The following is a 12676-nucleotide window of genomic DNA, read 5'->3' as shown; positions in this document are numbered from 1 at the left end:
TTATTTTGATACTTTATAATACCCCTTATTGGGAATTTCTAAAGTGTAGGTTTTACCGGAAGCATTATTAAGATGCGGTTCCCTTAACCAGGGGTTATGCCGTTTAAGAATTTTGTAGTTGATTTCATACTGCTGAGCGAAATCCGCAAAATTTTGTACCGGTTCTTCTACCACCACATTAAATGTTGGTACTGCATTATAAAGGTCATCATTTTCAATGTCAAATCCGTATTTTTCCGGATTACTGAGTATTTCCTTTATAGCAAGTATCCGAAAAACATAGCGCCCTGTTTCTTCTCCTAATAGTAAATCATAATAATCATTAGCCTTCTGAATACCCATATATTTATTTATAGAGCCTGGACCGGCATTATAAGCAGCCGCAGCAAGGGTCCAGCTACCATATTTTTCTTTGTATTTCTGCAAATATTTACATGCCACCTCCGTAGACTTCTCCAGATGATATCGCTCATCAACATTGTCATTTATTTCCAGGCCATATTCACGTCCAGTCCCCTTCATTATTTGCCAAAACCCTGTAGCTCCGGCATGTGATACCACATTTTGCAGGCCACTCTCAGCTACTGCTAAATATTTGAAATCATCAGGAATACCATTTTTAGAAAGTATAGGCTCAATTACAGGAAAATATTTATGAGCGCGTTTCATTAGCAGAAGGGCATTTGATTGCCAATAAGTATTTACCAAAAATTCCCTGTCTACACGCTCCATTATTTCTGGATCTTCCTGAGGTACTTTTTCGTTGGCAAAATTTAAATCAGCTGGAATTTCAATGGCTGAAATTCGATATTCACTCGAGACATTTTTGTCTTTTAATTGTATGTCTTTCCCCTGATATTCAGTGCCAAAATTATCCCCTTGTTGCACCGCAAAGATTAAGGTGCTTATTACAAAAACAACCCCTAAAATCATCAGCATATTCTTAATTATCCTCATAATATATTATTTAGTGACCTATCAAAGGTATAAAATACAACTCCGTTATTCCAAAATAATTGTGGGCAATCGTTCATTAAACCATTTATATCTATGAATGATCATGGTATGGGTGCCCTTCTCAACGACATGACAATTTTTGATATATTGAATAGGAAAAACCGCATCACTATCTCCATGGATATGAATTAAATTTGGATCGCAACTACTTTGGTCCCAATGAACCAGTTTGTCTATACACCAATCTATATAGTATTTATCACGCACAGACAGGTATTCTTCATATAATTTGAGACGTTTGGTAACCATCTCACCAAAAGCGTATTTAATTAAAAGTTCAACATTATTTACTAAACCGGTTGGCAGTAATTTATGTATTTTGGTGTATTTCGCAAATAGCAGGCGTTTAGGTAATTCTGATTTTTGTTTAATGCTCGAAATGATAATTACTTTTTTTACATCCAATAGCTTTGCCATTTCCTGTACAAGCAGTCCTCCCAATGACACACCTACAAGCACCGGTCTTTTATGCCTGATTTGCCTGCACATTGCCGTTGCATAGGCTTCAAAAGTAATTCCGTATTCCGGAATAAACCATTCTAATAAATGTATTTCAAATCTGTCTTTTGGTAATTCAATGTTTTTAAAAATAGCAGAGCTCGCAGCCATGCCGGGCATGAAATAAACTGGAATTATCGTGTTGCTCATTAAATCTAAACTATCGATTTTACTAGGAAAATAGCAATTTTTTTCTTAATTTTGTACGCTGTTTGTTAAATTACCGCTGCCAGTTGGAGAATTAAACATTAGCTGGCAATATATACAATTACGATTAACGCAAGATCGTAAATTTTTCATCTGAAACCATTTTAAATCATACTATATGAATGAAGTAGCAATTAAGGATAATAGTTTCTTACGTCAATTTGAAACTAATGTTGATGGTCATCTTGCCAAGATTGAATACTCTTCGCAGGAAAGAAAAGTTTTTCTAACCAAATTGGTTATTCCTGATGAAATATCTCAAGAAGGGTTTAAAGAAGAATTTATTAAAGCGGTTTTGAATCTCATACAGGAACAAAAGCTCAGAGTGGTTCCTACAAGTCCTCAAATTGCAGGTTTTTTACGAAAGAACAGACAATATAAGGAAATGCTCCCGGTAGGCATCCGGATTTAAAAATTTACGAACCTCCTTTCCGGAGGTTTTTTTATGCCCAGACTTCATTCTGCACAAAATTTATCTGCACCAATCCGTCTTCATATATTTCAGAAAGGGTTACTTTGTGTAATGTATTTACTAATTCAGGATTCCATGGCGTTTTTACTTTTACGTAGTTATCTGTGAACCCATGGATATAGCCTTCCTTATTTTCACTTTCAAACAATACAGCTCTATTCTTTCCTAGTTGGCTCTCATAAAATGACCTTCTTTTTTTAACGGACAGGCCCCGTAACATTTTACTTCGCTTACTCCTGACATTTTTTGGCACTACCTGGGACATACTTGCTGCTGGAGTACCATCTCGTTCTGAATAGGTAAAAACATGCAGGTAGGAGATATCCAACTCATTTAAAAAATTATACGTTTCCAAAAAGTGTTTATCCGTTTCACCTGGAAATCCCACTATAACATCTACTCCAATGCACGCATGAGGCATCACTTTTCTGATTCTCTTAATCCTATCCACATAGAGATCCGTGAGATAACGCCTTTTCATTTGTTTAAGAAGTTCATCGCTCCCACTCTGCAAAGGGATGTGAAAATGCGGCACGAAAGTGTTACTACCCGCTACAAAATCGATAGTTTCATTTTTCAACAGGTTAGGTTCTATAGAAGATATTCGAAATCTGTGAACACCTTCAACGCTATCCAAAGCTTTTACAAGGTCAAAAAAAGTATGCTCGTGCTTTTTATTACCGAATTCTCCTTTACCATAATCCCCAATATTTACACCAGTAAGTACAATCTCCTTTATGCCTTGTTCTGATATCTCCTTTGCATTTTTCAATACATTTACAAGAGTGTCGCTTCTTGAAATACCCCTTGCCAGGGGGATAGTGCAATAGGTACATTTATAATCGCAGCCATCCTGAACCTTTAAAAAAGCACGGGTTCTATCGCCAACCGCATAACTGCCAACATAGAAATCCACCTCATCAATTTCACAGGAATGTACTACACCAAAGTCATTCTTAGAAAGATCATTGATATAGTCCAATATCTTAAACTTTTCTGAAGCACCTAAAACCAGATCCACACCATGAATATCGGCAAGGTCTTGCGGTTTTAATTGTGCATAACAACCAATGGCTGCAACAAAAGCTTCGGGATTTGTTTTTTGTGCTTGTCTTACAAGCGTTTTAAAGCGTTTATCCGCATTCTCTGTTACCGAACAGGTATTTATGACATACATATCTGCGCGATCCGTGAAATCTACACGATCGTATCCTTTATTCTCAAAACTCCTTGCAATGGTCGAAGTTTCAGAAAAGTTTAGCTTACAACCCAGCGTATAAAATGCCACTCTCTTCTTCATTACTGCTGTTATACAAAATTAAAGACCGTAAAGATATCAAAATTTAAGGCAAACCATCTAAGCTATAGCAGTTTGGGAAATACTTAAACCCTTTGTCAAAGCTTTGAACGGGTCTCCTTGATTATTGTTGGTATTTTTCGTTTAGTAGTTCCGGAACTTCTTGGTTAATTCAAATACATGGTTAAGGATAGCCGCCTCTTGTTCATCAAAAACAACTCCTCTTCTTGCCATCATTACTTCTGCAGCTTCAAAAGCTTTCTTCGGCAGATATGTAGTAAACCCGGAAGCGCCACCCCAACTAAAGCTGGGTATAAAATTTCTTGGAAAACCAGGTACGTAGATATTTGCGTTCACTCCAATTACGGTTCCCGTATTAAACATGGTATTAATTGCTGTCTTGCTGTGATCACCCATCATAAGGCCGCAAAATTGAAGCCCTGTATGCTCAAATCGCTCTGTGGCGTAATTCCACAAACGCACTTTAGCATAATTATTTTTCAAATTGGAATTATTGGAATCCGCTCCAATATTACACCACTCCCCTAAAACAGAGTTCCCCAAATAACCATCATGACCTTTACTCGAATATCCAAAAATCACCGAATTATTAATTTCTCCACATACTTTACCATATGGGCCAATTGTCGTAGGTCCATAAATCTTAGCTCCCATTTTTACAACGGCCTTTTCACATAAAGCAAATGCCCCACGAATCAGGTTTCCTTCCATTATTTCGGAGTCCTTTCCTAAGTATATCGGTCCGTTACTGGCATTCAAAATACTGTATTCCACAATGGCGCCTTCCTCAAGAAAAATATGCTCGGCATTGATTAAATGATTGGTAGAAGATATTGGAGCGCTTTTCCTTCCCTTAGTAATCATATCAAAGTCCTGCTGTAAAGCAATCCCATTTTTAGAAAAAATATCCCAGGTGTTTACAACACTAAGTAAATTTCCTTCAAAATTTATTTTTTTAAAATCAGATAAATTAACCTTTTGTTCGGCATCTTCTGCGAAATAAGCAATTACAAGATCTTCTTTAAAAACGGCTTCGTTCTTTTTTAACTTAAGTATAATAGAGACAATTTCTTCTGTTGGACAGAAAGAAGCGTTAATTAAAACATTAGCGGGGCCATTAACTAACGGATATTTTTTAGAAAGATATTGTTCTGTCTTTGTGCTGGTCGTTGCCGAAAGTAGCTTCTCCCATTTTTCTCTAATTGTAAGAATGCCTATTCTAATATCGGCAACGGGCCTGGTAAAAGTAAAAGGTAATAACGAATTCCTGACTTCACCATCAAAGAGAATATAATTCATCTATTTAAATTTTAAATAAAAATAAAAAAATAACGCCCCCGATAATAATCGGAGGCGCATCTTTATAAGGAATTATAAAAGGTCTAATTTTCCTCAGCACCTGACTTCGTGTCCTTAGCCTCTGGAGCGGAAGGTTTTGCCTCCTTTTCGAACTTTTTATATTTGCTCTTAAATTTATCTATTCTACCAGCAGTATCTACTAATTTAGCCTTACCAGTATAGAAAGGATGAGAGGTTCTTGAGATTTCCAATTTAACCAACGGGTATTCGACACCGTCAACTTCCAAAGTCTCTTTTGTAGCTGCTGTAGATTTGGTTATAAACACATCTTCATTAGACATATCCTTGAATGCTACCAATCTGTAATTATCCGGATGTATACCTTTTCTCATTTTATAATCTTTTTAAACTTCTGAATTTTAAGCGTGCAAATTTAATTAATTTTCTGAGAAACAACAATTTTAATTTCCCAAAAAAGAAAACTTAAAAATTGTATCTTTAAATGTAACAAAAACAACTAACTATCTAAAACATCAAATTCATATAAAAATGGAAGAAAATCAACCTAAAACCGGAAAGTTTTCATTGAATTACGGATTAATCCTAGGAGCAATCGGAGTAATATTTGGTATTATGTTATATAGCATGGATGCCCATTATTCACAGGACCCCAGTAATACAGTGATAAGTATCTTAATTATGGTTGGCGTCATTATTTGGGGTATTTTTAACTTTAGAAAGGCCAATGGAGGATTTTTAACCTTAAGCGAGGCCTTAAAACTAGGAGCTGGAATAGCTTTGGTTGCCGGAATTATAACAGTTATATATACCTTGTTTTTATCTAATGTACTGGACACAGAGTTTGCAGTAAAAATTGCAGAAACCACAAAAGCAGCTAGCGAAGCGGCTGGTCAGATGACAGATGCACAAATACAACAGCAATATGAAGGTACAATTAATTATTTCTGGATTACTTATCCTTTCATTTTAATATTTAATATCATGGCTGGTTTAATTATCGGACTTATAGGAGGTTTAATTCTGAAAAAAGCAAAACCGGATTATTAATTATTAAAAATTGTACTTTTGGCAGGAATTTCCTTAGAACTCAATGAATCTATCCATAGTTATTCCTTTACTTAACGAAGAAGAGTCTTTAGAAGAACTCCATGATTGGATTGCCGGTGTTATGCAATCCAATCATTTTTTATACGAGATCCTCTTTATTGACGACGGCAGTACAGATAATTCATGGAAGGTTATCGAAAAGTTAGTAAAAAAGAATGAAAACGTAAAGGGCATACGCTTTCAGAGGAATTTCGGAAAATCTCAGGCACTTCATGCAGGGTTCAAAGTGGCGCAAGGTGATGTAATTATCACCATGGATGCAGATTTACAGGATAATCCGGAGGAAATACCACAACTTTATAACCTAATTACAAAGGAAGGGTTTGATCTGGTTTCGGGCTGGAAGAAAATAAGATATGATTCCCTGTTCTCCAAGAACATTCCTTCAAAACTTTTTAATTGGGCTGCAAGAATTACATCCAATGTAAAATTACATGATTTTAATTGTGGGCTGAAAGCTTTCAGAAATGATGTTGTTAAAAATATTGAAGTCTCTGGAGAAATGCATCGATATATACCTGTTCTGGCTAAAAATGCAGGCTATTCCCATATAGGTGAAAAAGTTGTAAAACATCAGGCTCGTAAATACGGTAAGACAAAGTTCGGGGCGGAACGTTTCATAAACGGATTATTAGATTTAATTACTATCTGGTTTGTTTCCAAGTTCGGTAAACGCCCAATGCATTTATTCGGTGCATTAGGTGTTCTGATGTTTTTTATAGGTTTTGGTTTTGCCCTTTATCTTGGAATTGACAAACTTTTTATTAATCCTTTCGGGCGATTGTTATCTGAACGGCCACAATTTTACGTTTCACTTACATCAATGATCATTGGAACACAATTTTTTCTTGCTGGGTTTCTCGGAGAAATAATGGTTAGATCAAGGGTAAATGTGCAACGCTATATGATTTCTGAAGAATTAAATCTTTCAAGGCCTTAAAACAGATATTCTTTGTAATTTTAAATTTTCAATCGAAAATTCCATACAAATGGACGACATTCTTTCCAATGCCAAAGCATGGCAAACCGACTTTTTTGATCCCTCGGTCAAAAAAGAAATTCAGAATCTTATGGCCAATGATCCGGAAGAACTGAAGGATAGATTTTATAAAAACATGGAATTTGGTACCGGAGGTATGAGGGGTATCATGGGAGTTGGTACCAATAGAATAAATAAATATACTTTAGGCAAAAGTACTCAGGGACTGAGCAACTATCTGAAAAGAGTTTGTCCTGGTGAAGATTTAAAAGTAGTGATTGCCTATGACTGCAGACATAACAGTGATACTCTGGCAAAGACAGTGGCCGACGTTTTTTCAGCGAACGGAATAAAAGTATTTCTTTTCTCCGAATTGCGGACAACCCCGGAACTTTCCTTTGCGGTTAGATATTTAGGCTGCAATGCCGGAATAGTTTTGACAGCATCACATAATCCTCCCGAATATAACGGATATAAAGTTTATTGGACAGATGGCGGACAAATCGTCCCTCCTCAGGATAATGAAATCATTGAAGAAATTAATCGGCTGAACTACGAAGAAATTAATTTTAATGCCAATTCGAGCCTGATTGAATTAATAGATAGCGAAGTTGATGAAGCTTTTATACAGGCATCTGTGGAAAATGGAAGCTTTGGCACAAAAGAGAAGGACAATTTTAAAATTGTCTTTACATCTCTGCATGGAACTTCAATTACAGTTATCCCAGAAGTTCTTAAGCGAGCCGGCTACAATAATGTGACTATTATAAAAGAACAGGCTGTACCAGATGGCGATTTTCCCACAGTGAAATCCCCGAATCCGGAAGAGCCTGAGGCACTTACCCTGGCGATGAAAAAGGCCGAAGAAATAGGGGCCGATATGGTTGTTGGAACGGATCCGGATAGCGATAGATTAGGCATAGCAGTCCGAAATCTTGAGGGGAAAATGGAATTGTTGAATGGAAATCAAACCATGCTCCTGATGACTAAATTTTTATTGGACCAGAGAGCAAAACAAGGATTTACCGGAAATGAGTTTATAGCCACAACCATAGTATCAACCCCTATGATGGATGAAATGGCCAAAAGCTATGGGGTGGAATGCAAAACATCCTTGACCGGATTTAAATGGATTGCGAAGATGATCAAAGATTTTCCCGAACAGTATTTTATAGGAGGCGGTGAAGAGAGCTTTGGCTATATGGTTGGTGATTTCGTAAGAGATAAGGACGCGGTTACAGCTACCTTACTGGCCTGTGAAATAGCTTCGGACGCTAAAGCTAATGGCAGCTCTTTTTATAAACAGCTTATTGATTGTTATGTCAATTATGGTTTCTATAAAGAAAAGTTGATATCAATAACCAAAAAAGGAATGAGCGGTGCAGAAGAGATAAGCCAAATGATGATTGACTTTAAAGAGAATCCGGTAAAATCTATTGGAGGCGCAAATGTGGTTATTGTTGATGACTATAACATGTCTACTTCTAAAAACCTGTTAACCGGTGAGGTTAAACAAATAGATATCCCAAAATCTAACGTTTTAATCTATACCGCAGAAGATGGAACCAGAATGGCAGCCAGGCCCAGTGGTACAGAACCAAAAATTAAATTTTACTTTAGCATAAATACCAGACTCGATTCTGCAGAAAACTTTAAAAAAGTAGATAAGGAATTGGATGCACGCATTGAAAGGATTCTTACAGAACTGAAGCTTCATTAATGGAATATTTTAAAAAAATCCTGCGTTTTGCCATCCCGTATCGCAGGTACGGATTCTTAAATATTTTTTTTAATATTCTTTATGCACTTTTTAGTGCACTTTCGTTTGCCGCCCTTATTCCCATGCTGGATGTGCTTTTCGACAAAACCAAAAAAGTGTATCAGGCACCTGTTTATAACAGTTCTGTAAACTTAAAAGACTATCTCCAGGAGTATGTAAATTATAAAGTCACTGATTATTCAGGTGATGATGAAATGAGCGGTTTGGTATTGGTCATTGGATTGGTACTGATACTCTTTCTTCTTAAGAATTTATTTAATTATTTGGCCATGTATTTTATTACATTTTTAAGGAATGGAGTCCTTAAAGATGTCAGAAACAAGATGTATCAAAAAATTGTGGACCTTCCCCTCGCCTATTATTCTGAGAAAAGAAAAGGTGATGTTATAGCGAGAATTTCATCCGATGTTCTTGAAATTCAATACTCATTTCTTTCCATCCTAGAGTTGATTATCAGAGAACCACTCACCATACTTTTTACAATAAGCATTATGTTTTTAATAAGCGTAAAGCTCACCCTCTTTGTATTTATTTTTATTCCAATTGCAGGAATGATAATTTCCAGAATAGGAAAATCCCTTAAAAAGAATTCAGACAGGGTGCAAAAAGAACAGGGCGAATTCCTTTCTATAGTTGAAGAAACTTTGGGAGGACTAAGGGTTATTAAAGCATTTAACGCAGAATCTAAATTTTATGGAACGTTTAAAAATTCTACAGAACGTTTTTTTAAATTTTCCAACAAATTACTTAACAGGCAAAATCTCGCATCCCCTACCGGAGAATTTTTGGGCATACTTGTAATTGGTGTGCTGCTATGGTTTGGAGGAAAAATGGTGCTTATAGATAAAACTCTGGGCGCATCCGAATTTATAGCATATATGGGATTGGCCTACAACATACTTACTCCGGCTAAACAAATTAGCAAAGCATTATATGGAGTTAAAAAGGGCAATTCCGCAGCCGAACGAGTTTTAGAAATTCTGGAAACAAAAAACCCAATCGCTGAAAAGAAAGATGCTATTGTCAAAACCGATTTTAATACCGGGATAACACTGGAAAACATTGCTTTCAGATACGAGGATGAATACGTTTTGGATAATTTCAATCTTTATGTCCCAAAGGGTAATACTGTAGCTTTGGTGGGACAGTCCGGTAGTGGTAAAAGTACAATTGCTAACCTGGTTACCAGATTTTATGATATCAATGAAGGCGCAATAAAAATTGATAATACGAATATTAAGGACCTCACTAAAAAATCGCTAAGAAATCTTATAGGGCTGGTTACACAAGACTCAATTCTCTTTAATGATTCTGTAAAGAATAATATAGGTCTGGGAAAGGAGAATGCCAGTATTGAAGAAATTACGGCTGCCGCGAAGATTGCGAACGCTCATGAGTTTATAATGGAATTGCCTCACGGCTATGACACAAATATTGGGGATAGCGGTAATAAGCTAAGTGGTGGGCAGAAACAACGTCTTTCTATTGCAAGAGCCGTTTTAAAGAACCCTCCGGTTATGATTATGGATGAGGCCACCTCTGCACTAGATACAGAAAGCGAACGCCTAGTGCAAGATGCACTCGAAAAAATGATGCGTAACCGTACGTCTATTGTTATAGCTCACAGATTATCCACCATACAAAATGCGGATACCATTGTTGTTTTACAGAAAGGAAAGATTGTAGAACAAGGGTCTCATAAAGAACTGCTAAAATCAAGTGGTATGTATAAAAACTTGGTAGATATGCAAACACTGGGCGTAATATAAATTTAAAATGTAATTAAACCTTTTAAATTCAATGCAGTCTTAAATAAATAAGTATTTGCTTTGATCGCCGAAGAAACCTTAATAGAAAATTTAAAGCAGAAAGATACCCAGGCCAAAGCCTTTGAGGTACTCATTAATACTTACAAAGAACGCTTGTACTGGCATATTCGTAGAATTGTGATAGATCATGACGACACGGATGATGTATTGCAGAATACATTTATTAAAGTCTTTAGAAATATTAATAACTTTAAAGGAGATAGTAAGTTATATTCCTGGATGTACAGAATTGCTACTAATGAGGCACTTTCATTCCTTAAAGTAAAGTCCAAAAAATTAGGGGTCAGCAATGACGAGCTACAGGAAAGATTGGCTAATAATTTACAGGCAGATGTATACTTTGAAGGTGATGAAATACAATTAAAGTTACAAAAGGCAATTGCTTTATTACCGGAAAAACAGAAATTGGTTTTTAATATGAAGTATTTTGAAGAACTAAAGTACGAGGAAATATCGGAGATATTAGAAACCTCAGTAGGCGGTCTGAAAGCTTCCTATCATTTAGCTGTAAAAAAAATTGAAGCAAGTTTAAAGGAAGAATAATTGAAGTAATGCTTATTTAATATATTTAGGTTTAAAGTACATGGAGAATATATAAGTAAAATGATATAAAACCTGTGAATATTAAACCTTTTAGGACATTGAGAGTCAAACCATAAGGATGGGCAAAAAAAGAAAAAATAGTGGATTTAAGACCCCGGAGGGTTACTTTGAAGGCTTTACGGATGATCTTTTGAACAAAATGTCAAAAGAGGCTTCAAGTCTTCCTAATAAGGATGGATTTAAAGTTCCTGAAGGTTATTTTGATTCTCTAAATAAAAAAGTTCTAGAGAAGGTAACTGAAAAGGAAATAAAAGTAATACGTCTTCAAGCCTATAAGAAATACTTTTATGCGGCAGCCTCAGTAGCGGCAATTGTGTTATTAGTACTAAGTATGCAATGGAAGGATAAAAGTAGTTTTACCTTTGATGATCTAGCCAGAACAGATATTGAAATTTACCTCGAAGAAAATGACCTGGGATTGAGCAGTTACGAACTTGCGGAGGTATTACTAACGGAAGAAATGGAAGTAAATGATATTCTGAATATTGAACTGGATGATGAAAACATCATAGATTACCTTGAGGATAATATTGATGAATTAAATTTAGAGATCGATGAATAATTTCGGCAAAATATGGGTGTTTACTGTGCTATTTTTAACAGTTGCTATAGTATCGGGGCAAGGCAGGCCCGGAATGGACAAAATTAAATCCCTGAAGGTTGCATTTATAACAGAACAGGTAGGTCTTACAAGTAAAGAGGCTACAATGTTTTGGCCTGTTTACAATGAGCATGAGGAAGCACTATCTCAAATTCGCAGAAAGGAACGCGTCGAAATAAGAAGTAAAATGGCCGATTTTGAGAACTTAAGCGAGAATGAGGCCAGTAAACTCTTAGATCAGTTTATTGAGCTTGAACGGGAGAAACAAGAGCTTAATATAGTATTCTTGTCAAATATTCGTGACGTTATTTCTCCTAAGAAAACCTTTCTTTTAATTAAGGCCGAAGAAGATTTTAGGAAACGTCTGTTGCGACAAATTCAGCAAAGGCGTCAAGGAGGTGGATAAATTATAGGATCATATAGGATAATTTAGGAAACCTTTTGGTTTCCTTTTTTGTTGGTTAAATCAGGAATTAAACTCTTTAATTATAATATTCAACTACTTTAATATCAATAAAATTTAAGCTTTAATTAAACCTTTACTTTAATTTATAGTCTTAGTTAAATAATCAATAAAAAAGAAGTTATGAAAAGTTTAAAACTATTAGTAATCATTATTTTATTAGTTGGTACAACTTCAACTATTACTGCTCAGCGCAACATAAAAGTATATCCTAAACATGGTACGGTTGTTACAACATTATACCAACCACGACTTGTGGTTCACAAAAGAGTAAATTTTCATTTTTCCAAAGGTATCTGGTACAAAGCAAGGGGGAGAAAATATGTTGTGTGTGCGGCTCCTGTTGGAATTAAGGTGAGAAAACTTCCGGTTGGAAATAAGGTAGTTGTATATAGTGGTAAGGAGTATTATACGTACAATGGAGTTTTTTATAAGAAAAAGGGTCGTAACTATATCGTAGTGAATGTATAGTTAGGATGGTT

Annotated in this window: 14 protein-coding genes; 9 read left to right on the top strand and 5 right to left on the bottom strand. The window is 35.7% G+C overall.

The window, feature by feature from the left end; all coding sequences use genetic code 11:
• Positions 1-957 carry a lytic transglycosylase domain-containing protein gene (locus tag Q0874_RS07975; RefSeq protein WP_299161572.1) on the bottom strand — a complete coding sequence of 319 codons (957 nt, stop codon included), beginning with the start codon at positions 955-957 and terminating at the stop codon, positions 1-3.
• 45 nt (positions 958-1002) lie between these two features.
• Positions 1003-1665, bottom strand: a complete 663-nt coding sequence (locus Q0874_RS07970) for an alpha/beta hydrolase (RefSeq protein WP_299161570.1) — start codon at positions 1663-1665, stop codon at positions 1003-1005.
• Positions 1666-1840: 175 nt separating this feature from the next.
• Between Q0874_RS07970 and Q0874_RS07965 the strand changes: the two genes are divergently transcribed.
• Positions 1841-2134 (top strand): GNAT family N-acetyltransferase, encoded by a 294-nt coding sequence (locus Q0874_RS07965; protein WP_299161568.1) that lies wholly within the window; start codon positions 1841-1843, stop codon positions 2132-2134.
• Positions 2135-2165: 31 nt separating this feature from the next.
• Here Q0874_RS07965 and mtaB read toward each other — a convergent pair whose 3' ends face one another.
• The 3 genes from mtaB to Q0874_RS07950 form a co-directional block, all read right to left on the bottom strand.
• Positions 2166-3494, bottom strand: coding sequence for a tRNA (N(6)-L-threonylcarbamoyladenosine(37)-C(2))-methylthiotransferase MtaB (mtaB, locus tag Q0874_RS07960; protein WP_299161566.1), 1329 nt, complete (start codon positions 3492-3494; stop codon positions 2166-2168).
• A 141-nt stretch (positions 3495-3635) separates the two neighbouring features.
• Complete coding sequence (locus tag Q0874_RS07955) at positions 3636-4811, bottom strand: GlmU family protein (protein ID WP_299161564.1); 1176 nt, start codon at positions 4809-4811, stop codon at positions 3636-3638.
• A gap of 83 nt (positions 4812-4894) precedes the next feature.
• Positions 4895-5203, bottom strand: coding sequence for a type B 50S ribosomal protein L31 (locus Q0874_RS07950; RefSeq protein ID WP_299161562.1), 309 nt, complete (start codon positions 5201-5203; stop codon positions 4895-4897).
• Positions 5204-5360: 157 nt separating this feature from the next.
• On the opposite strand from Q0874_RS07950, the gene Q0874_RS07945 reads away from it, so the two are divergent.
• The 8 genes from Q0874_RS07945 to Q0874_RS07910 all read left to right on the top strand — a co-directional run bounded on the left by Q0874_RS07945 (position 5361) and on the right by Q0874_RS07910 (position 12665).
• The gene (locus Q0874_RS07945; RefSeq protein WP_299161560.1) at positions 5361-5879 is read left to right on the top strand and encodes a DUF4199 domain-containing protein; all 519 of its coding nucleotides are present in this window, start codon (positions 5361-5363) and stop codon (positions 5877-5879) included.
• 43 nt (positions 5880-5922) lie between these two features.
• Complete coding sequence (locus Q0874_RS07940; protein ID WP_299161557.1) at positions 5923-6879, top strand: glycosyltransferase family 2 protein; 957 nt, start codon at positions 5923-5925, stop codon at positions 6877-6879.
• Positions 6880-6928: 49 nt separating this feature from the next.
• Positions 6929-8638, top strand: coding sequence for a phospho-sugar mutase (locus Q0874_RS07935; protein ID WP_299161555.1), 1710 nt, complete (start codon positions 6929-6931; stop codon positions 8636-8638).
• Positions 8638-10467: an ABC transporter ATP-binding protein gene (locus Q0874_RS07930; RefSeq protein WP_299161553.1), complete on the top strand. Its 1830-nt coding sequence runs from the start codon at positions 8638-8640 to the stop codon at positions 10465-10467. Before Q0874_RS07935 ends, Q0874_RS07930 begins: the two co-directional genes overlap by 1 nt.
• A 60-nt stretch (positions 10468-10527) precedes the next feature.
• A complete protein-coding gene (locus tag Q0874_RS07925) occupies positions 10528-11070 on the top strand; it encodes an RNA polymerase sigma factor (protein ID WP_299161551.1) in 543 nt (180 codons plus the stop codon).
• Between the two features lie 118 nt (positions 11071-11188).
• On the top strand, positions 11189-11692 hold the full coding sequence (locus tag Q0874_RS07920) for a hypothetical protein (RefSeq protein ID WP_299161549.1): 504 nt from the start codon (positions 11189-11191) through the stop codon (positions 11690-11692).
• Entirely contained in the window at positions 11685-12137 is a 453-nt protein-coding gene (locus Q0874_RS07915) for a hypothetical protein (protein WP_299161547.1), read from the top strand. Before Q0874_RS07920 ends, Q0874_RS07915 begins: the two co-directional genes overlap by 8 nt.
• 180 nt (positions 12138-12317) lie before the next feature.
• On the top strand, positions 12318-12665 hold the full coding sequence (locus Q0874_RS07910; RefSeq protein WP_299161545.1) for a DUF6515 family protein: 348 nt from the start codon (positions 12318-12320) through the stop codon (positions 12663-12665).
• Positions 12666-12676: the final 11 nt, after the last annotated feature.

Origin of the sequence: uncultured Eudoraea sp., from assembly GCF_947490415.1 — a bacterium.
In the GTDB taxonomy this organism is placed as follows: domain Bacteria; phylum Bacteroidota; class Bacteroidia; order Flavobacteriales; family Flavobacteriaceae; genus Eudoraea.
The sequence above is the reverse complement of the archived record's forward strand: the minus strand, read 5'-3'. Positions and strand labels throughout refer to the sequence as shown.

Coding starts and splice junctions, on each gene's coding strand:
- Q0874_RS07975 (WP_299161572.1), bottom strand. CDS start 957: ATGAGGATAATTAAGAATATGCTGATGATTTTAGGGGTTGTTTTTGTA.
- Q0874_RS07970 (WP_299161570.1), bottom strand. CDS start 1,665: ATGAGCAACACGATAATTCCAGTTTATTTCATGCCCGGCATGGCTGCG.
- Q0874_RS07965 (WP_299161568.1), top strand. CDS start 1,841: ATGAATGAAGTAGCAATTAAGGATAATAGTTTCTTACGTCAATTTGAA.
- mtaB (WP_299161566.1), bottom strand. CDS start 3,494: ATGAAGAAGAGAGTGGCATTTTATACGCTGGGTTGTAAGCTAAACTTT.
- Q0874_RS07955 (WP_299161564.1), bottom strand. CDS start 4,811: ATGAATTATATTCTCTTTGATGGTGAAGTCAGGAATTCGTTATTACCT.
- Q0874_RS07950 (WP_299161562.1), bottom strand. CDS start 5,203: ATGAGAAAAGGTATACATCCGGATAATTACAGATTGGTAGCATTCAAG.
- Q0874_RS07945 (WP_299161560.1), top strand. CDS start 5,361: ATGGAAGAAAATCAACCTAAAACCGGAAAGTTTTCATTGAATTACGGA.
- Q0874_RS07940 (WP_299161557.1), top strand. CDS start 5,923: ATGAATCTATCCATAGTTATTCCTTTACTTAACGAAGAAGAGTCTTTA.
- Q0874_RS07935 (WP_299161555.1), top strand. CDS start 6,929: ATGGACGACATTCTTTCCAATGCCAAAGCATGGCAAACCGACTTTTTT.
- Q0874_RS07930 (WP_299161553.1), top strand. CDS start 8,638: ATGGAATATTTTAAAAAAATCCTGCGTTTTGCCATCCCGTATCGCAGG.
- Q0874_RS07920 (WP_299161549.1), top strand. CDS start 11,189: ATGGGCAAAAAAAGAAAAAATAGTGGATTTAAGACCCCGGAGGGTTAC.
- Q0874_RS07915 (WP_299161547.1), top strand. CDS start 11,685: ATGAATAATTTCGGCAAAATATGGGTGTTTACTGTGCTATTTTTAACA.
- Q0874_RS07910 (WP_299161545.1), top strand. CDS start 12,318: ATGAAAAGTTTAAAACTATTAGTAATCATTATTTTATTAGTTGGTACA.